The sequence below is a fragment of the Rubrivirga aquatilis genome (assembly GCF_046845665.1).
Taxonomy (GTDB): domain Bacteria; phylum Bacteroidota; class Rhodothermia; order Rhodothermales; family Rubricoccaceae; genus Rubrivirga.
The window spans coordinates 571,629-589,695 of the sequence record NZ_CP177355.1; the positions used below are offsets into that span (position 1 = coordinate 571,629).

Below are 18,067 nucleotides of genomic sequence, written 5' to 3' on the forward strand. Positions count from 1 at the left end.
CGCAAGCACGCCTCGCGCGGTCCCCGGTCCGTGGTCCCCGGTCCTCTCCCCCCTTACCGCCCGCCTCGGGGTACTCTCCGGCAGCCCCCGCCCAAACCCGCCCGTGTCTCCCCTCCGGATCGCCCTGTTCACGGGCAACTACAACCACATTGAGGACGGCGTCTCGCGGACGTTGGGCCGGCTCGTAGGCTACCTAGAACGCCAGGGCCACCAAGTGATGGTGCTCGGGCCGACGATCGACGACCCGCTCGACCAGCCCGGCCAGTTCGTCGCCGTCCCCTCGGTAGCGGCCCCAGGACGCCCTGAGTACCGTGTCAGCACACGTTTCCCCGCGAGCACGCGGCGCGAGGTCGAGCGCTTTGCCCCGCACATCGTCCACATCGCCACGCCCGACGTGCTCGGGCACCGAGCGCTGGGGTGGGCTCGCGGTCTCAGCATCCCTGTCGTGTCGACGTACCACACGCACTTTGCGTCGTACCTCGACTTCTACCGACTCGGGCTGGCGGAGGGCGTGCTGTGGGCCACGCTCCGCCGCTTCTACAACCGGTGCGACGAGGTCTACGCCCCGACGCCGACGATGCGCGATGCGATCGTCGAGCACGGGATCACGTCGACGGTTCGCCTGTGGCCGCGCGGCATTGAGCTCGACCGCTTCCGCCCCGACGCGCGCTCCGACGCGTGGCGCCGCTCCGTCGGCGCCAGCGACGATGACGTGATCGTGTCGTTCGTGAGTCGGCTCGTCAAGGAGAAGGGCATCGACGTGTTCGCCCATGTCGTCCGCACGCTGGCGGCCGAGGGCGTGCCGGTCCGCCCCGTCATCGTGGGCGATGGGCCCGAGCGCGAGGCGCTGGCAGCGGTGCTCCCCGACGCGGCCCTCCTCGGCCACCAGTCTGGCGACGACCTCACGACGGCGTACGCCTCGTCCGACATCTTCCTCTTCCCAAGTGAGACCGAGACGTTCGGCAATGTCACGCTGGAAGCGCAAGCGTCTGGGCTCGCGGTCGTCGCCGCCGACGCGGCCGGCAGCGCGAGCCTGGTCGACCACGAGACGACGGGCCTGCTCTGCCCGCCCCGCGACCGCGCCGCCTTCGTCGACGCCACGCGGCGGCTGGCGCTCGACCCCGATCTCCGCCAGCGACTCGGCGCGAACGCTCGCGAGGCCGCGACGGGCTACGACTGGGCCGAAGTGCTCGGCCGGATGGTCCGCTACTACCGGGGAGCCACCGATTCGTCGAAATCCGGCACAATCGCCGCCTAATCGGCCGGTTACGCGCGGACGCACAGTCATCAATCACAGGTACTTATACCCGAATGACCTTCAAAAAGGGTCGGCTCTGGTCGGCCATGGGCCGAGAACGGCCACTCGTTTTGGCGTGCCGACTACCCCTCTCCTCCCGCCGACTCGGTGTCGGGTGCGTGGAGCCGGAAGGTCGGGTGGCGAATCGCCTCGGGGTCGCCGAGGTCGTAGCGGCGGCGGCGCTTGGGGCGGCGCGGGTCGAGCCAGCGGTTGTCTTCGATGACCTGGAGGAGGGCCGGGTAGAAGACGAGCGTCGCCGCCAGCGTCCCCCCGATCCCGACGACCGCGAGCACGCCGATTGACCGGAGGCCCGGGTGCGACGAGAGCAGCAGCCCGCCGAACCCGATCAGATTGGTGAGTGCGCCCATCGTCACGTGCTCGCCGGTCGACCGCAGGACGCGGCGGATGGAACCCTTCCCCTCCTCGCGGTAGCGGTGCGTCAGATGCACGCCGCCATCGTTGCCGATACCAAGCACCGTCGGCAGCACGACCAGGTTGTAGAACGTGAGCTGGACGCCGAACAGCACCATCACCCCCAGCATCCACGACAGCCCGATGAGCAGGGGGACGACGGCGACGACGGCCCACTTGGGCGAGCGGAACGAGACCAGCACGAGCACGAAGACGAGCACGAAGGTGACGACGACCATCAGCGGGCTCTCTTCCTGCATCAACCGCAGCATGTCGGCGGCGACGAGCTGGGTGGAGGCGGCGTAGTAGGCGTCGCCCTCGGTCGTCGTCACCCGCCCGATGAGTTCGGCGAACCGGATCGAGCGGCGGCCGTCGGCCATGTTGCCGCGCGGGAAGACGATCACGAAGTCGCCCACGTCGCCGGTCTTCGTCGTGAACGGCCGCGTGAGGAAGGGCGGGACGCTGTCGAGGGGGACCCGCTCGGTGGCCGAGGCGGCCATCAGCAGGCGCCGGATCTGGCCCGTCGTGTCCGCCAGCAGGAACGGGTCGGAAAGGACCTCGCGGATCTCCGCCAGCCGCGCCAGCTTCTCCTCGGCCGAGGTGTCGTCCGTGGGGAATCGCTCCTGCAGGCTCTCGACGGCCAGGATCAGGGAGTCCTCCTCCGCCAGCGCCTTGAGCGCGTCGGTCACCGAGCGGACGTCCTCGGGCGAATCGAGCAGGATGTACGCCGGGTTGCGGCGCTCGCTCTGGCCGAAGACGGGTTCTAGCGCTTGCGCGCGGCGGTAGTACTCGTCGTACTCCGGCTCAAGGTTCGAGAAGTTGTACTCGAACTGGACGTGGGGAATCGCGATGACGCACGCGACGGTGAGCGCGAGGCAGAGGACGACGATCGTCCGCGAGAACGGGAAGCGGTTGTCGATCTCGACGGCGGAGGCCTCGCCCCGCAAGCGGAGGTTGAGCGCGCCCGTCCGCTCGGCGATGCTCAAGAGCGCCGGCAGCACGGTCAGCATCGACACGACGGCGAACAGGATCCCGAGCCCGCCGATCAAGCCGAACTCGCTGAAGCCCCGGAAGTCCGCCAGTTGGAGCACGAAAAGCGCGCTGGCGGTCGTCATCGCGGAGACGGCGATGCCCTGGCCGGTGCTCACGAACGTCTCCTCGACGGCCTCGGCGACGCCCCGTCCGAGCCCGCGCTCCTCGGCGTAGCGCGCGTAAAAGTGGATGCCGTAATCGATGCCGAGGCCGAACAAGACGAGACCCAGCGTCGAGGTCATCAGGTTGAGCGTCCCGAACGTGATGGCCGCGACGCCGCCGGCCCACGACAGGCTGACGAGGAGGGGAAGCGTCAGCAGGATGGCCGTCACCGGCGTCCGCAGCAGCTCCGCCCCGACGACGCGCCACACGAACCGACCGCCGGTCCGGGCCTGGATCGACTTGTACAGGAAGTACAGCACGACGGCCAGGATCACCGACAGCACGCCCGCGCCGAACGAGTTGCGGACGTCGTTCGTGATCGACTGGACCTCGATGGTCTGGCGTAGCAGCCGGCCGGCCGCCGTCACCTTCATCTCGGGGTGGAAGCGCGTCGGGTCGACCCTGGCGATCGTCGCGTCGAGGTCGGCGTAGAGCTGCTCGACGAACGCGATGTCGGTCTGCGAGCCGGTCGGATAGAACTTGACGACGAGGGTCGTCGAGTCGGGGCTGACCGAGTACTCCGAGAGGGCGAGCTGGGCGAGGTCGGCGCGCAGACGGTCGCCCTCCTGCTGGCGGGCCATCCGCGCGCTGTCGGAGGCCGCGCTGAAGAGGTCCATCCGCAGCGGATCGGTCGCCGAGCGGACCTGAAGCGCCTGGTCGCGCAGGAACCGTTCGAGGCGGTCGAGCTCGTCGTAGGTCGCGAAGTAGAGGGCGTTCTCCGAGATGAACCGGATGTCGCGGCGGAATTCGCTCCGGGTGAAGTAGTCGCCCTCCCCGTCGGGCCGCTCCATCGCCATGACGGCCGGCACGAACGCCTCGGCAAACGCGACGTTGCGGGCGAACGATGGGCTGTAGATCGCCACGTCGACCGTCGTCTCGGCACCCACCGTTTGCTGCAGCCGCTGGATCGCCTGGACGCTCGTGTACTCGGGTGGCAGCAGCGTAATGATGTCCGCGTCGACGCGCAGGTCGGTCGCCTTCCACATCCCGAGCGCCGCAAGCACGAGCGCCACGGTCAGCACCAACAGCGGATGCGAGACCGTCCACCGAGGGATGACGCGGAGCTTATCGAACACGGGGCGTGCGGCGCCTCAGCGCCGAAAAGAGCGAGATCGGTTTCACGTGGAACGCTAGACAGCGACGCCCACGAGGTGGAGCAATCCGCCAGCAATGGCGGCCCCCACGACGAGCGCGACGACGTTGACGCCGCGCCAGAACACGAGCGCGGCCGCCACGACGGCGATCAAGATCGCGCCGGGCGTGTCGATGGCGCCGAGCGCCAGCCGCACCGTCACGACGGCCATCAGCGCGACCGAGGCGGCGTTGACGGCGTCGAGCAAGGCGGCCGTGAGCGGGTGGCTCCGGAGCTTGGGGACGAGCGGGTGGAGCAGCCCGGTAAACACGAACGACGGCAGGAAGATGGCGACGGTCGCGACAAGCGCACCAGGAAGACCCTGCACGAGATAGCCGACGGCCGTCGAGGTCGTCAGGACGGGGCCGGGCGTGAGCTGGCCGAGCGCAATCGCGTCGAGCAACTGCGTCTGGGTCAGCCACCCGAACCGGCCGACCACGTCAGCCTCGAGGTAGGCCACGAGCACGTAGCCGCTGCCGTAGAGGACGGAGCCCACCTTCAAAAAGAAGAGGCCCAGTGTTCCGAGCGACGGCGCCGCGGCCGCCGCCCCTTGGGCCGCCAGTACGACGAGCGGGACGCCGACGCTCGGCATCCCCGTCGGCGTCTTCTGCTGGCGCACGCCGTACAGCACCAGCCCGCCGACCGCCGCGCCGATCAGCAGCGCGGGGATCTCGCGGACGCCGAGCAGCAACAGCCCGACGACGAACGCGGCCACGAGCGCGAGCGACACCGAGGGGATCGCCTTCTTCCCCAGACGCCACAGCGCCCCCGCGATCACCGCCAGCACGGCGGCGGGGATGCCTGCCAGCCACGGCGCCACATCCGGCACCTCAGCGCTCTGGACGTAGAGCCACGCCAGCCCGAGTGTCAGCCCGGCGGCGGGGACGATGAACGACGCACCGGCCACGAACAGGCCGAGCCAGCCCGCGCGCGCGAACCCGACGTGCATCGTCATCTCCGTCGAGTTCGGGCCGGGGATGAGGTTCGTCGCACCGACGAGGTCCAGAAATCCCTGCGGTGTCATCCACTTTCGCTTGCGGACCACCTCCTCCTCCATCATCGCGATGTGCGCCGCCGGGCCGCCGAAGCCGACGACGCCAAGCGTAAAGAAGAGGCGGGCGAGTTCGGAGATCCGCTGGCGGAGCGGGAGCGCGGGCGTGTCGTCCATCGTTCGGGGGGATGGCGGCGGTACTCTCCGCCCCGCACAGCCGGTTCCACCATGGCCGACGACGGACCAATTCTCCTGTTCGACGGCGTCTGCAACGTCTGCGACCGCTCCGTCCAGTTCGTGCTCGACCACGACCGCCGGGGCCTCGTCCGCTTTGCCTCGCTCCAGTCCGAGGTCGGTCGCCAGTTGCTCGCAGAGTGCGGCGTCGACGCGAGCACGGACTCGGTCGTGCTCGTCGCAAACGGGCGGTGCCACGTCCGCTCGGACGCGGCGCTGGCAACGGCCCGGCTGCTCGACGCGCCGTGGCGGTGGCTGGCCGTCGCTCGCGTCGTGCCCCGTGGGCTCCGCGACGCCGTCTACGACTGGGTCGCGCGCAACCGGTACCGCTGGTTCGGCACGCGCGACGCCTGCCGGATCCCGACGCCCGAGGTCCGTGCGCGCTTTCTCGATGCCGACGAGGTGGCACCGGCCGGAGCGGCGTCGTAGGCTCCGGGCCCTCTCCCCTGCCCCCCGCGATGGCCCACACCTACGACTCCCTGTCCGTCGGCGACACCTACGAGTTCTCCCGGACGATCACCATGGACGAGGTCCGTGCGTTCGCGGACGTCACCGGCGACGACAACCCGATCCACATCTCCGAAGAGGCCGGCGCCGCCAGCCGGTTCGGCACGCCGGTCGTCCACGGCGTCTTTCTGCTCGGCATCGCCTCGAAGGTGCTCGGCCGCGACTTTCCCGGGCCGGGCTCGATCGCCGTCTCGCTGTCGTCCAAGTTCTTGCGTCCTGTGCCCGTCGGCGAGGAGGTGCGGGTCGAGGTCAAAGTCGTCGAGAAGGTCGAGAAGTACGGCCACGTCAAGCTCCGGATGTACTGCTACTGCAAGGGCAAGATGTCGCTCGGCGGCGAGGCCGTCGTGATCCCGCCGCCCGCGGAGGAGGCCTAAACGCGAGCGGGGCCCGAGCGTGGTGCCCGGGCCCCGCAGACCATCAAACCGAGTGGCGCCGGCTACTCGGGGAGCTTGACCTCGCGCCCGGCCGGGATGCGCTCGTTGAGCTCGACCTGGTTCATGATCGCGATCTCGTCGGCGGTGACGCCCGGGGGCAGCGTCCGCCCGCGGAGCAGGTCCTGAATCGACGCCGCCGACCGCAGGGTCACCACGTCGAGGCGGACCGGCTGGCGGTTGAGCGCGGCGCTGTCGGTCAGACGCCGGAAGCTCTCGGCGGTCTGGCGGAAGACGCCTCCGTAGCGGTTGAACGTGTTCGCGGCCGTCAGCCCGAGAATCTGGTAGACGTTGCCGCCGTACTCGATGAACGTGGCCGAGAACGCGACGGCCCCGTTCTGCTGCTGCGCCGCGCCCTCGACGCGGTACGCCCGGTTGCCGCCGATCGTGAGCGCGCCGCTGCTCTGCACTTGGACGCCCTGCTGAGCGGCGAGCGCCCGGCCCGCCTCCTGCGCCGACGACTGCTGCGCCAGCGTGAGCTGAAGGATGGCCTGCCCGTTCGGCTCGCCCATCAAGAAGGCCGCCGGCGAGTTCTGCGTCTGCCAGCCCTGCGGGAAGGTGAGTTGGAACCGAAGCTCGGGGTGCAGGAACGCGTTGCCCTGAACGAATCCCTGGCGTGGATCTTCCCCCATCACGATCCCATCGATCTGGGCGAGGTAGGGCTCGGCGAGCACTCGCTTGTCGCCCTGGTACTGAGCCGCGAGCGCGGGGATGGTCTGCGCACGCTCGGCAGGGTTCGGGTGCGTCGACAGGAAGTTGGGCACCGACGAGCCCGAGTTCTCGCTGAGCCGCTGCAAGGCGACAAAGAAGCGGGCCGCTTGCGCCGCGTCGTAGTTGGCGAACTCCGCGTACGCCACGCCGGCCTGGTCCGCCTCGCGCTCGGCGCCGCGCCCGTACTTGAACTGCAAGAGCTGGAGACCGGTCCCGCCGTACTCCAGAATCCCCTGTGCGACGTTGCCACCGCCCACGACCCCACCGAGCACGGCGGCCCCAAGCAGTCCGAACTGGCTGAGCTGCGCGCGAGCCGCCTGCTCCGACGAGTGCCGCCCGAGCACATGTCCGATCTCGTGGCCGAGCACGACCGCCAGCTGGGCCTCGTTTTCGAGGTACGCCATCAGCCCACGCGTGACGTAGATGTAGCCGCCTGGGAGGGCGAACGCGTTCGGTACCGGCGAGTCGAGGATGCGGAAGTAGAAAGGCGTGTTCTGGATCTCCGCGGGAGTGTTCGGGTCGGTGTACGCGCTTCGGTCCAGCACCTCGCGCGCGATCCGGTCGACGTAGGCATTCAGCGCCTGGTCGGAATCGTAAAGACCGAACTGACTGGCGATCTGGCCGTCGGCCTCGGTGCCGAGCTGGACCTCCTGGGCCCACGTGTAGGCCCCGCGCTGCTCCTCACCGGTGACGTAGTTGACGTTCGTGGTGCCGCACGCAGCCAGCAGGAGCAGAAGGGGCGCCGCGAGAAGCGTGCGCATGCGATGGGAAAGGGTCATGGAGAAATGGGCGTGGTGAGAGAGGAATCCGCGAGAGAGAGGGCGCCCCGTTCCACGTGGAACGCGCGATGGGCGTCGGTATCGAACGGCACGACCCCGCCGAAGGGTTCTTCGCGAGCGGCCGTGATAAACGACTGACCGAGGGTTTGTGAGGCCAGCAGCTCCAACACAACGTCGGAGCGGGCCGGGTCAAGGGGCCCAAACACGTCGTCGAGCAGCAAGATTGGCGGCTCTTCAGTGCGAGCCCGGAGGTACAGCGCTTGCGCGACGCGGACCGCGAGCGCGAACGTGCGGTGCTGGCCTTGCGAGGCGTAGGGGCGCAGGTCGAACCCGTCAATCTGGAAGACGACCTCGTCGAGGTGGGGGCCCACCATCGTGCGCCCGAGGTCGCGGCTACGGCGCCGCGTTCGCGCGAGCGCACGGCGCAAAGCCTCGGTGTCGTCGGGTTCTGCCTCCCCACTGGACGGCTGGTACGCCAGGCTGAGGTCGCCGCCGGGCTCGCCGAGCAACGTGTAGGCCTCCATCAGCAACCCGGCAAACAGGTCCAGGAACTCGCGCCGCCGCTCGACGACGCGCCCCCCAAGAAGGGCCAACTCCTCGTCCCACGCGTCGACGGAGCCGGGCGCGAGCGGGCGGCCTCGTCGGGCCTGTTGGAGGAGCGCGTTCTTCTGCTTCAGCGCACGGCGGTACTTCAGCAGGTCATCGAGGTAGACCGGATACGCCTGGCTGAGCGTCGCGTCGATGAGTTTGCGGCGTTCTACGGGGCCGCCCGCCGTCAGATCGCGGTCGTCGGGCGAGAGCACGACGCAGGGGACGCGGCCGACCAACTCCGCCAGCCGCTCGGCCGGGGCGCCATTGATGAACGCCCGCTTTCCCTCCCCCGGGACAAATGCGACGCGGATCTTGACATCCGCCCGGGTCTCCCCTTCGAAGTGCCCCTCGACCGTGAAGTGCCCGGACCCGCGCTGCACGACCGTCGAGTCCTGAGCCCCCAAGACGCTTTTCCCAAAGCAGAGATACGCCAGCGCTTCCAAGACATTCGTCTTTCCGGCCCCATTGGGCCCCACCAACAAGTTGACTCCAGGGGCCGCATCGAAGGCCGAGGAGGGATGGGCCCGGAACTGGGTCAACGAGAGATGACGAAGGCGCACGGGAGGGTCGAAATGGTGACTGAGTACCCGTCCGCTGTGCTGCTTGTTCGCTACCCTGCAGCGGCCGCCCACCTCACCACCATGTCGCGCACCCTCCCCCGGCTTCTCGTCTTCGTCCTGCTAGCGGGTGCAGCTCTCGTAGCGGCTCAGACCGATGACGAAGGGGCGTGCGAGGTGGACCGCGAGGTGTTTTCGGAGGCGTACCGAACGGATCGGATGACGGGGACAGCAGAGCGGCTCGCTCTGCTGCGCCAGCTGGCACCGCTCATTGAGCGCTACGAGACCACCGCGCCCGTGTGCGGTGGGAGGCTCCGGGGCCACCAGGCGTTCCTTTACGTCATGGACGAGGACTACGAGACCCTGATCGATACTGCTGGGCGCTACCTCGCCGGTCCAGGACGAGGGACATCGGCCAAGTCTCAGGTCGCCCTGTTCCATCAGATCGCGTACGCCTACTCACGCCTGAATCAGCCTATTCAGAGCGTGCAGGCCTATTTCGACGGCGCCGCTCGTGCGAGCGATGCGCCTGCCTACGACGGCTCACGAGCACTCATCGTGGCAGCGTCGGCAGCCCGCCAGCTCGGGGACGCGGCAGCGGCGGAACGGTACCTCGATGCAGCGTTCTCACTGATCGCCGACAGCCTAGAGACAAACCCCGACCTCGCGCCGATGCGAGGGCAGGGACTCGTCGGCCGGGGGTTCCTCACCGAAGCTCGGCTTGAGAGCGCCCCTGCCGACCAGCGGCCAGCGCTAATCGCAGATCTGGAAGCGACCTCTGAGGAGGCGTTCCACTTGCTGCCCGAAGAGGGACAGTGGGCCGGCTTCAAGGCCCTCGCCGCCAACCAGTTTGCGCTCGCCGCCGCGTACGACGGCCGGTACGACGACGCGACCCAGCGTCTGGCGCCCTCGTTCGATCTCGCCCGCCGGACCGGTGGCCTGTTGCCTGCGGCACGGTTCGAGGCCCTCATGACGCAAGGCGAGATCCAGTCGATGGCGGGGGACGCCAAAGAGGCAGCCTCGTCGTTCCGAGCCGCCCTCGACGACGCTCGGGGCCGAGGCGCCACCGCCGGACTGGCCGGCGCTCTGGAACGCCTTGGTGGGCTCGCAGAGGCGCGGGGTGATCTGCGGGAGGCCCGCGCCGAGTACACCGAAGCGATCGCCATCATCGATGCCCAGAGAAGCACACTTGGGTTGAGCGACTGGAGCATCTCGGCGTTCGTCACCGACCAGGGGCCCTACCGGGGCCTGGCGCGACTTCAGGTCGCCGAGGGCGACGTGGCTGCAGCGTTCGCCACCATCGAGCAAACGCGAGCCCGATACCTCCTGGACCTCCGGCGCCACCTCGCGGTCCGGCGAGCGCTGAGCCCCAGCCGACGTGCCGAGGCCGACAGCCTGAGCGACCGGTTGGCCGAGGTCCGCCTCGCGGCCATCGATACCTCCGACGCTTCGGCGCAGGCCGCGCTCGCTCGGGAGGCGTCGGCGCTGCGGCAGGCCCTGGCCGAGCTGGCGCCCCTCACGGACGCGACCCTTGACTCCCTCAACCTGCCCGCCCTCCAGGCCCACCTAGGCGGCCGAACGCTCCTCTCGTACACCCTCGGCGAGACGGCCAGCACCGTCTTCGTCGTGCGTGCCGACACCCTGCTGGCGGTGCCCCTCAACGCGCCGATCGCGACGGTCCGAGCCCTAATGCGACAAGCGGGATCGGTCTGGCGAGGCGACGCTCCTGACCCGGCGTTCGCACTGAGACCGCTCCACGAGCTCTACCGACTGCTGGTTGCCCCCGTGCGCCCGCATGTCTCAGGCGACAAGGTCATTCTTATCCCCGACGCCGAGATCGCGACGCTGCCGTTCGCGCTTCTCCCGACGGCGCCCGCTGAGGAGTACGCCTCTGCCCCGTACCTCTTGCATGAGTGGACGATCTCTACGGAATTGTCCGCGTCACTCGTCGCCACGGCTCCCACGCCGCGGGAGGCTGGCACCGTGCTGGCGTTGGGCCGCAGCACGTTCGACGGTTTCACGTGGAACAACGCACCACTCGGCCCACTGTCCCATGTCGAAGCGGAGATCGAGGCCATCGGGGGCTACGGAGTGGCCATCCAGCAAGCGACGGAGGCCACGTTCGACAGCCTGGCTGCCGGTGCTCGAGTGATCCATCTGGCATCGCACGCGCAAGCCGCATCCGTGCAACCCCTCTATTCCCGGATCGCGCTCGGCGGCGGCGGCGGCGAGGACGGGACGCTCCACCTCTACGAGATCTTAGAGACGCCGCTCGCGGCGGACTTGGTTGTGCTGAGCGGGTGCGAGACCGGAGGCGGTAGCGTGCACGGAAGTGAGGGGGTGGTCGGCCTGGAGTACGGCGTGCGCGCGGCGGGGGCAGCGGCAGCGGTCGCGACTCGATGGTCCGTCGCCGACCGGGCGACGGCCGAGATCATGGGGACGTTTTACGAGAAGCTGGCCGACGGCCTGCCGAAGGACGAAGCGCTCCGCCAGGCACAGCTCATCTACCTCGCGTCGAGCGACGGAGTAGCGGCGAGCCCATTCTACTGGGCCGCGCCAGTCCTCTCCGGAAGCCCGGCGCCAATCCCGCTCGACGACGGGACGAACTGGTGGCCGGCCCTACTCATCGCAGCCACCATTGGAAGCGGGCTAGCTTGGCGGTACAAACAATCACGCCCCGATGCCTGACGACCGCCCCTCCCTCTTCGACGAACTCCAGACGCTGACGACAGAAACGCGCAACCCACGCACGATGGGCATCGACACCGCGCCGCTAGCGGAAGTCGTGCGGATGCTCCACGAGGAGGACCAGATCGCGGTCGACGCCGTGACGCCGGAGCTACCGTACCTCGCCCAAGCCGTCGAGATCATCGAGGCCGCCTTTCGAAACGGCGGGCGGCTGTTCTACGCCGGCGCGGGGACCAGCGGCCGGCTCGGCGTGCTCGACGCGGCTGAGTGCCCCCCCACCTTCGGCACGTCGCCCGAGATGGTGCAGGGGCTGATCGCTGGTGGACGCGAGGCCATGTTCGAAGCGAAGGAAGGCGCTGAGGACCACGAGTCGAACGGCGCCGACGCCATTGACAGCGCGGGTGTCACCGAGCGCGACGTGGTGTGCGGGATCGCCGCCAGCCGCCGGACGCCGTATGTGATCGGCGCGGTTGCCCGGGCGCGCGGGATCGGGGCGCGGACGCTCTTCGTCACCTGCAACCCTCGCAGCCAGTTCGCGATCGACGTCGACGTGGCGATCTGCCCGGACGTGGGGCCGGAGCCCATCATGGGCTCGACGCGAATGAAGAGCGGGACGGCCACCAAGCTCGTCCTCAACACCTTGTCGACCGCGACGATGATCCGCCTGGGCAAGGTGTACGAGAACATGATGGTCGACCTCCAGATGACCAACCTCAAACTGGTCGAGCGCTCCAAAAAGATCGTGATGACGGCCACGGGTGTCGGCTACGACGAGGCCGCGACCACCCTCGACGCCGCAGACGGGCACGTCAAGACGGCGTTGGTGATGCTGCTGGCGGACGTAGATGCCGAGACGGCCCGCGAGCGGATCGAGCACGCCGACGGATTCGTGCGCCACGCCATCGCCGGGACGGCGCCGGGTCAGGCGTAACCCTGCCGGTGTGTGAGGGAGCGTCGGATTCGGCCTACACAGCGGTAGGAAGCGGAACAGGAGGCCACCGGGGGCGATTCGCAAGACGTGTGGCTCCTCTCTCTCCTGCTCGCGCTCGTCTGCGTCGTCGACACCACCGACGACCGGCGAGAGCTGCTTGCCCGTGCTGTCGCCCAGTACGCAGAGCCCCTCGGCGCTCGCATTGACGCGCGCTCTCTGGATGTGGCCTGGGCGGACCTCAACGGCGACGGCCTCGACGAAGGCCTAGTCCGACTGAGACGTACGGAGGGCGGCTGGACGGTTCTGGTGTTCGAAGCCATGCCGCCCGAGGACGCCGTCGAGGTGGGTGCGTTTCTGCCCGCCGCCGAGATCCGGGCCGTCTACGGGCCGCTCGTGATCGTGCCCCGCACGACTGGCTGGTGCGACATCGTCGCCACCTCCGCTCGCGGTAGCCACCGGCGACTTCGCTTCGACGGCGAGACCTACCCGCCGCGCACCTCGCTCGGTACGCCCGTTCGCCGGGTGCCGACCGGGCAGGTCGTCTTTCGCGACCGCTAGCGCTTCTGCTCCCTCTCCTCTCGCCTGACGCCGACCGGCGCCGGGCGCTCCGTGTGCCGACGTGACGCTCTCCGACCTCCGCGACCGCCTCGCGGCACTCCCCTTTTTCCGCCGCGTCCGCGACGAGACCGAGGCGCTGGCGCCCGGCACCTCGCTGCGCCTCAAGGGCACCGCCGGCTCGCTCCCCGCCTTCGTGCTCGCGGACGTGCTGGATTCGACGGGCGGCCCGCTTGTGGCCTTGCTGGCGGAGAGCGAGAGCGCCGACTACCTCCGCTCCGACCTCGAGCAACTCCTCGGCAGCGACGACCGGATCCTCTTCCTCCCCCCCACCGGCCGCGAGCCCTACGACCCCGAGCAGCTCGCCGACACCCTCCCGCTCGTCCAGCGCGCCGACGCCCTCGGCCGCTTGCGCGACGGGTTCTCCGGGATTCTGGTGACGAGCGTCGAGGCCATCTCCGAGCTGGTGCCGCTCCCCGAGACCGTCGGAGATGAGACGCTGTCGGTGCGCGTCGGCCAAGAGATCCCTCCCGAGGACCTGGTCGAGCGGCTGACCGGGCAGGGGTTCACGTTCGTCGAGTTCGTGAGCGAGCCCGGCGAGCTGGCGCTGCGCGGCGGCATCCTCGACGTGTACCCGTTCGCCGGCGGCTACCCCATCCGCCTGGAGTTCTTCGGCGACGAGGTCGACCAGATTCGCGAGTTCGACCCGCAGTCGCAGACCTCCGTCTCGCGCCTGGAGACCGCCCGACTCGTCCCCAACCTCGGCGCCGAGCGCTATACCGAGGGCGGCCACGTCACGCCGCTCGACTACCTGCCCGCCGCAACCCCGCTCGCCCTTTTCGACAGCCAGCGGCTCGTCGAAAAGGCGACCGAGCTGTTCGAGCACGCGAGCACGCACCACACGGATCGCCTCGACGCGCTCGACGACGAAGACGAAGCGCCCGCCCCGCCCGAGGAGCGCTACCTCACCGGCGACACTCTGTCGGCGCTCGTCGACGCGCGCCCGCAGCTCCTGTTCGGCACCTTCTCCGGCGAGGGTGACCTCACCGCCGAGCTGTCGGCCACGCCGCAGCCGTCGTACAACGGCGACCTCAAGCGCCTGCGCAAGGACGTCGAGACGGCCGACCTCGACATCGTCATCGTGTGCGACAGCGCGTCGCAGAAGTCGCGGCTGTGGGAGTTGCTCGGCGGCGACATCGAGACCGGCAAGCCGCCGCCGGCGGATCTGATGGTCGAGAGCCTGCACGAGGGGTTCGTGGTACCGGACGCGAACCTCGCGCTGTACACCGACCACCAGCTCTTCGACCGCTACCACCGCCCGACCGCCCGCAAGCGCAAAAAGGCGCGCGGCGGCCTGTCGCTCCGCGAGATCAAGGCGCTCCGCCCCGGCGACTTCGTCGTCCACGTCGACTACGGGATCGGCAAGTTCGCCGGGCTCCAGTCGATCACCGTCCGCGAGCAGACGCAGGAGGCGGTCCGGCTCATCTTCAAGGGCGGCGACGAGCTGTTCGTCAACGTGACGGCGCTCCACAAGCTGCACAAGTACACCGGGAAGGAGGGCCACCAGCCCAAGCTGACCAAGCTGGGGACCGGCGCGTGGGAGCGGCTCAAGGCGCGCACCAAGAAGCGCGTCAAGGACATCGCGCGCGACCTCATCCAGATCTACGCTCGGCGACGTGCCTCGCGCGGCTACGCCTTCAAAGCCGACACCGTCTGGCAGCGCGAGCTCGAGGCGTCGTTCGCGTTCGAGGAGACGCCCGACCAGGCGGCGACGATCGACGCCATCAAGGCCGACATGCAGCAGGCGATCCCGATGGACCGGCTCGTCTGCGGCGACGTGGGCTTCGGCAAGACGGAGGTCGCCATCCGCGCCGCGTTCAAGGCCATCCAGGACGGCAAGCAGGTGGCCGTCGTCGTCCCCACGACCGTGCTCGCGCGGCAGCACGCCGAGACGTTCGAGAAGCGGATGGGCAAGTTTCCGGTTCAGATCGCCCAGCTCAGCCGGTTCGTCTCGAAGCCGGACCAGAAAGAGGTCATCGCCGGGCTGGCGGACGGGACGGTCGACGTGGTGATCGGGACGCAGCGCGTGCTCTCGAAGGACGTCAAGTTCAAAGACCTCGGCCTTTTGATCGTCGACGAGGAGCAGCGGTTCGGCGTCGGCGCCAAGGAAAAGCTCCGCAAGCTCCGCCCCGACGTGGACACGCTGACGCTGACGGCGACGCCGATTCCGCGCACACTCCAGTTCTCGCTTCTCGGCGCCCGCGACTTGTCGCTCATCCAGACGCCGCCGCTCAACCGCCAGCCGGTCGTCACGGAGATCCACACCTTCGACCGCGACCTGATCCGCGACGCCATCTTGTACGAGGTCGGTCGGGGCGGGCAGGTGTTCTTTATCCACAACCGCGTCCAGACGATCGACGAGATGGCGGCCATGATCCGCGCGCTCGTGCCGGACGTGCGGATCTCGACGGCGCACGGCCAGATGCCGCCGGCCACGCTCGAGGGCGTCATGCTCGGGTTCATGGACCACGAGTTCGACGTGCTCGTCAGCACCAGCATCGTCGAGTCCGGCCTCGACGTGTCGAACGCGAACACGATCATCGTCGACAACGCCCAGCGGCACGGGCTGGCGGACCTCCACCAGCTGCGGGGGCGCGTCGGGCGAAACGACCAGAGGGCCTTTTGCTACCTCTTGGTCCCGAGTGTCCACTCGTTGACGAAGGAGGCGCGCCAGCGTCTGCAGGCCGTCGAGGAGTTTTCCGACCTCGGCTCCGGGTTCAACTTGTCGATGCGCGACCTCGACATCCGAGGCGCGGGCAACATGCTGGGCGCTGAGCAGTCGGGCTTTATCGAGGACATCGGCTTCGAGACGTACCACAAGATTCTGGACGAGGCGGTGCAGGAGCTGCGGCACGACGAGTTCGCGGAGCTCTTCGCCGACCAGGACACCGCCCCTCCCCCGCCCGAGCCCACGGTCGATGTGGACGGCGACGTGTTCATCCCGCCGAGCTACGTCTCGAACCCCGTCGAGCGCCTCAACCTGTACCGCCGCCTCGCCGACCTCGACGTCGAGGCAGACGTGGCCGCCTTCCGCGACGAACTCGCCGATCGCTTCGGCCCGCCCCCGCCGGAGATCGGCACGCTGCTGACGCTGGCAGCGATGCGGCCGCTCGCAATGCGCCTGCGCCTGCCTCGGGTGACGTGGAAAAACCAGCGGCTCTTCCTCTCCATCCCCGAGCCGAGCGACGACACCTACTTCCACCAGCGCATGTTCAACCCGCTGCTGGAAGCCCTCGCGACCGGCGGGATCCGCTATGTGCTCAAGGACAACCGGGCTGGCAAGCTCCGCGCGATCGTGCAAGACATTCCGTCGCTGGAAGCCGCGCAGACGACGCTCTCCCGGCTTGCGGACGCCGTGGCGGTGCTGATGGAAACAGCGACGGAGGCGGCAGCCTAGGCATTCCGCGACCTCGGGGGGTGGACACCCCTTGCATGCGGTCTGTGCGCAATGCCCCCGGTGAGGAGAGACGCTTGCCCGAGAACGCATTGCGCGAATCGGCCGGATGCGGTCTATGTTGGCACCGTCAACGACCGTACGGCTATGCCCTTGCTTGTCGGAGTCCCGTCGGAGAGCGCCCCCGGAGAGGGGCGCGTGGCGCTGGCGCCCGACGCCGTGCGTCGGCTGGCGAAAGCCGGCATCGAGGTCGTCGTGGAGCGTGGGGCTGGGGACCAGGCCTATCTGACCGATGCGGCCTTCGAGGCCGCTGGCGCGCGGCTGGGGAGCCGCGCCGAGGCGCTGGCGGCGCCCGTCGTGGCGACGGTCCGGGGGCTCGCGCAAGCGGATCTGGACGGATTGTCGGAGGGCGCAATCGTCATCGGCCTGCTGCGGCCCCTCGACGAGGCCGACACCGTCCGCGCGCTCGCCGCCAGCGGCGCGACGGCGCTCGCAATGGAGCTCGTCCCCCGGACCACGAAAGCCCAGAAGATGGACGCGCTCTCGGCGATGAGCACCGTCGCCGGGTACCGCGCGGCGCTCTTGGCGGCGCTCCACCTGCCCAAGTTCTTCCCCTTGCTGACGACCGCCGCGGGGACGGTCCGCCCTGCGAAGGTCCTCGTGCTGGGCGCAGGCGTGGCCGGGCTCCAGGCGCTCGCGACGGCGCGGCGGCTTGGTTCCGTCACGGCCGCCTATGACGTGCGCGCGGCGGCGCGTGAGCAGGTCGAGTCCGTCGGCGCGACGTTCGTCGAACTCGACCTCGAGACCGGCGACGCGGAGGACGCGGGCGGCTACGCGAAGGCGCTCGCCGAGGAGCAGCAGGCCCGACAGGTGGCGGCGCTGGCGACGAAGATCGCCGACTACGACGCCGTCATCACGACGGCGCTGATCCCCGGACGGCCGGCGCCCCTCTTGATCACCGAGGCGGGCGTGGCCGGGATGCGGCCGGGCTCGGTCATCGTCGACCTGGCAGCACCGAACGGCGGCAACTGCGCGGCCACGCAGCCCGGCACGCCCCATTCGCACGCCGGCGTGACCATCCTCGGCCCGCTCGATCTGGCCGCCGAGATGCCGCTCCACGCGTCCGAGATGTACGCGCGGACGGTCGCCGCGCTGATCACCGACTTCCACGACGACGGCGCTTTCCGGCTCGACCTCGACGACGAGATCCTGGCGGGTGCGGTCGTCACGCACGGCGGCGCGGTCGTCAACGAGCGCGTCCAAACAAGCCTCTCCCCTGCCCCCGAGCCGTCATGAGCCTCGCCTTTGTCGTCGTGTTCGTGCTCGCGTCGTTCCTCGGCGCCGAGGTCATCTCGAAGGTGCCCGCGACGCTGCACACGCCGCTGATGTCGGGGTCGAACGCGATCTCGGGCATCACGATTCTGGGCGCGATCGTGATCGCCGGGTCCGTCGAGGCGCCGTGGGCGAAGTGGGTCGGCGTCGCGGCGCTCGTGCTGGCGACGATCAACGTCGTGGGCGGTTTTCTAGTCACCGACCGCATGCTGGAGATGTTCAAGCCGCGCGAGCGGGCCGGGGAGAGCACGAACGGCCAAGCCTCCTGAGCC

13 protein-coding genes are annotated in these 18,067 nt (G+C 69.3%); 9 read left to right on the forward strand and 4 right to left on the reverse strand.

Annotation, left to right across the window (positions count from 1 at the left end; genetic code table 11):
• The first annotated feature begins 103 nt into the window (after nt 1–103).
• Nucleotides 104–1,258, forward strand: coding sequence for a glycosyltransferase family 4 protein (locus ACLII4_RS02385; RefSeq protein ID WP_412069296.1), 1,155 nt, complete (start codon nt 104–106; stop codon nt 1,256–1,258).
• 122 nt (nt 1,259–1,380) lie between these two features.
• Here the strand turns inward: ACLII4_RS02385 and ACLII4_RS02390 are convergent, their stop codons facing one another.
• Both ACLII4_RS02390 and chrA read right to left on the reverse strand, forming a co-directional pair.
• Nucleotides 1,381–3,978 carry an efflux RND transporter permease subunit gene (locus ACLII4_RS02390; RefSeq protein WP_412069297.1) on the reverse strand — a complete coding sequence of 866 codons (2,598 nt, stop codon included), beginning with the start codon at nt 3,976–3,978 and terminating at the stop codon, nt 1,381–1,383.
• 54 nt (nt 3,979–4,032) lie between these two features.
• Nucleotides 4,033–5,202, reverse strand: coding sequence for a chromate efflux transporter (gene chrA, locus ACLII4_RS02395; protein WP_412069298.1), 1,170 nt, complete (start codon nt 5,200–5,202; stop codon nt 4,033–4,035).
• Nucleotides 5,203–5,253: 51 nt separating this feature from the next.
• Between chrA and ACLII4_RS02400 the strand changes: the two genes are divergently transcribed.
• Nucleotides 5,254–5,688 (forward strand): thiol-disulfide oxidoreductase DCC family protein, encoded by a 435-nt coding sequence (locus ACLII4_RS02400; protein ID WP_412069299.1) that lies wholly within the window; start codon nt 5,254–5,256, stop codon nt 5,686–5,688.
• 29 nt (nt 5,689–5,717) lie between these two features.
• Nucleotides 5,718–6,140, forward strand: a complete 423-nt coding sequence (locus ACLII4_RS02405) for a MaoC family dehydratase (RefSeq protein WP_412069300.1) — start codon at nt 5,718–5,720, stop codon at nt 6,138–6,140.
• 62 nt (nt 6,141–6,202) lie between these two features.
• On the opposite strand, the gene ACLII4_RS02410 is transcribed toward ACLII4_RS02405, so the two are convergent.
• On the reverse strand, nt 6,203–7,669 hold the full coding sequence (locus ACLII4_RS02410; RefSeq protein ID WP_412069301.1) for a M48 family metalloprotease: 1,467 nt from the start codon (nt 7,667–7,669) through the stop codon (nt 6,203–6,205).
• A 14-nt stretch (nt 7,670–7,683) separates the two neighbouring features.
• Nucleotides 7,684–8,838, reverse strand: coding sequence for a DNA replication/repair protein RecF (gene recF / locus ACLII4_RS02415; protein WP_412069302.1), 1,155 nt, complete (start codon nt 8,836–8,838; stop codon nt 7,684–7,686).
• An 81-nt stretch (nt 8,839–8,919) separates the two neighbouring features.
• Here recF and ACLII4_RS02420 point away from each other — a divergent pair, with 81 nt between their 5' ends.
• From ACLII4_RS02420 to ACLII4_RS02445, 6 genes are all read left to right on the forward strand, one after another.
• Complete coding sequence (locus tag ACLII4_RS02420; RefSeq protein WP_412069303.1) at nt 8,920–11,523, forward strand: CHAT domain-containing protein; 2,604 nt, start codon at nt 8,920–8,922, stop codon at nt 11,521–11,523.
• Nucleotides 11,516–12,454 carry an N-acetylmuramic acid 6-phosphate etherase gene (gene murQ / locus ACLII4_RS02425; protein WP_412069304.1) on the forward strand — a complete coding sequence of 313 codons (939 nt, stop codon included), beginning with the start codon at nt 11,516–11,518 and terminating at the stop codon, nt 12,452–12,454. Before ACLII4_RS02420 ends, murQ begins: the two co-directional genes overlap by 8 nt.
• A gap of 87 nt (nt 12,455–12,541) precedes the next feature.
• The gene (locus tag ACLII4_RS02430; protein ID WP_412069305.1) at nt 12,542–13,012 is read left to right on the forward strand and encodes a hypothetical protein; all 471 of its coding nucleotides are present in this window, start codon (nt 12,542–12,544) and stop codon (nt 13,010–13,012) included.
• 61 nt (nt 13,013–13,073) lie between these two features.
• Complete coding sequence (mfd, locus tag ACLII4_RS02435; RefSeq protein WP_412069306.1) at nt 13,074–16,466, forward strand: transcription-repair coupling factor; 3,393 nt, start codon at nt 13,074–13,076, stop codon at nt 16,464–16,466.
• Between the two features lie 144 nt (nt 16,467–16,610).
• The gene (locus ACLII4_RS02440; protein ID WP_412069307.1) at nt 16,611–17,759 is read left to right on the forward strand and encodes an NAD(P) transhydrogenase subunit alpha; all 1,149 of its coding nucleotides are present in this window, start codon (nt 16,611–16,613) and stop codon (nt 17,757–17,759) included.
• Entirely contained in the window at nt 17,756–18,064 is a 309-nt protein-coding gene (locus ACLII4_RS02445) for an NAD(P) transhydrogenase subunit alpha (RefSeq protein ID WP_412069308.1), read from the forward strand. Before ACLII4_RS02440 ends, ACLII4_RS02445 begins: the two co-directional genes overlap by 4 nt.
• The last annotated feature ends 3 nt before the right edge of the window (nt 18,065–18,067 follow it).

What these genes read in the sequence shown, in the direction of transcription:
- ACLII4_RS02410 (WP_412069301.1), bottom strand. Translation starts at nt 7,669, where the DNA reads ATGCGCACGCTTCTCGCGGCGCCCCTTCTGCTCCTGCTGGCTGCGTGC.
- ACLII4_RS02420 (WP_412069303.1), top strand. Translation starts at nt 8,920, where the DNA reads ATGTCGCGCACCCTCCCCCGGCTTCTCGTCTTCGTCCTGCTAGCGGGT.
- ACLII4_RS02440 (WP_412069307.1), top strand. Translation starts at nt 16,611, where the DNA reads ATGCCCTTGCTTGTCGGAGTCCCGTCGGAGAGCGCCCCCGGAGAGGGG.
- ACLII4_RS02445 (WP_412069308.1), top strand. Translation starts at nt 17,756, where the DNA reads ATGAGCCTCGCCTTTGTCGTCGTGTTCGTGCTCGCGTCGTTCCTCGGC.
- ACLII4_RS02400 (WP_412069299.1), top strand. Translation starts at nt 5,254, where the DNA reads ATGGCCGACGACGGACCAATTCTCCTGTTCGACGGCGTCTGCAACGTC.
- murQ (WP_412069304.1), top strand. Translation starts at nt 11,516, where the DNA reads ATGCCTGACGACCGCCCCTCCCTCTTCGACGAACTCCAGACGCTGACG.
- chrA (WP_412069298.1), bottom strand. Translation starts at nt 5,202, where the DNA reads ATGGACGACACGCCCGCGCTCCCGCTCCGCCAGCGGATCTCCGAACTC.
- ACLII4_RS02405 (WP_412069300.1), top strand. Translation starts at nt 5,718, where the DNA reads ATGGCCCACACCTACGACTCCCTGTCCGTCGGCGACACCTACGAGTTC.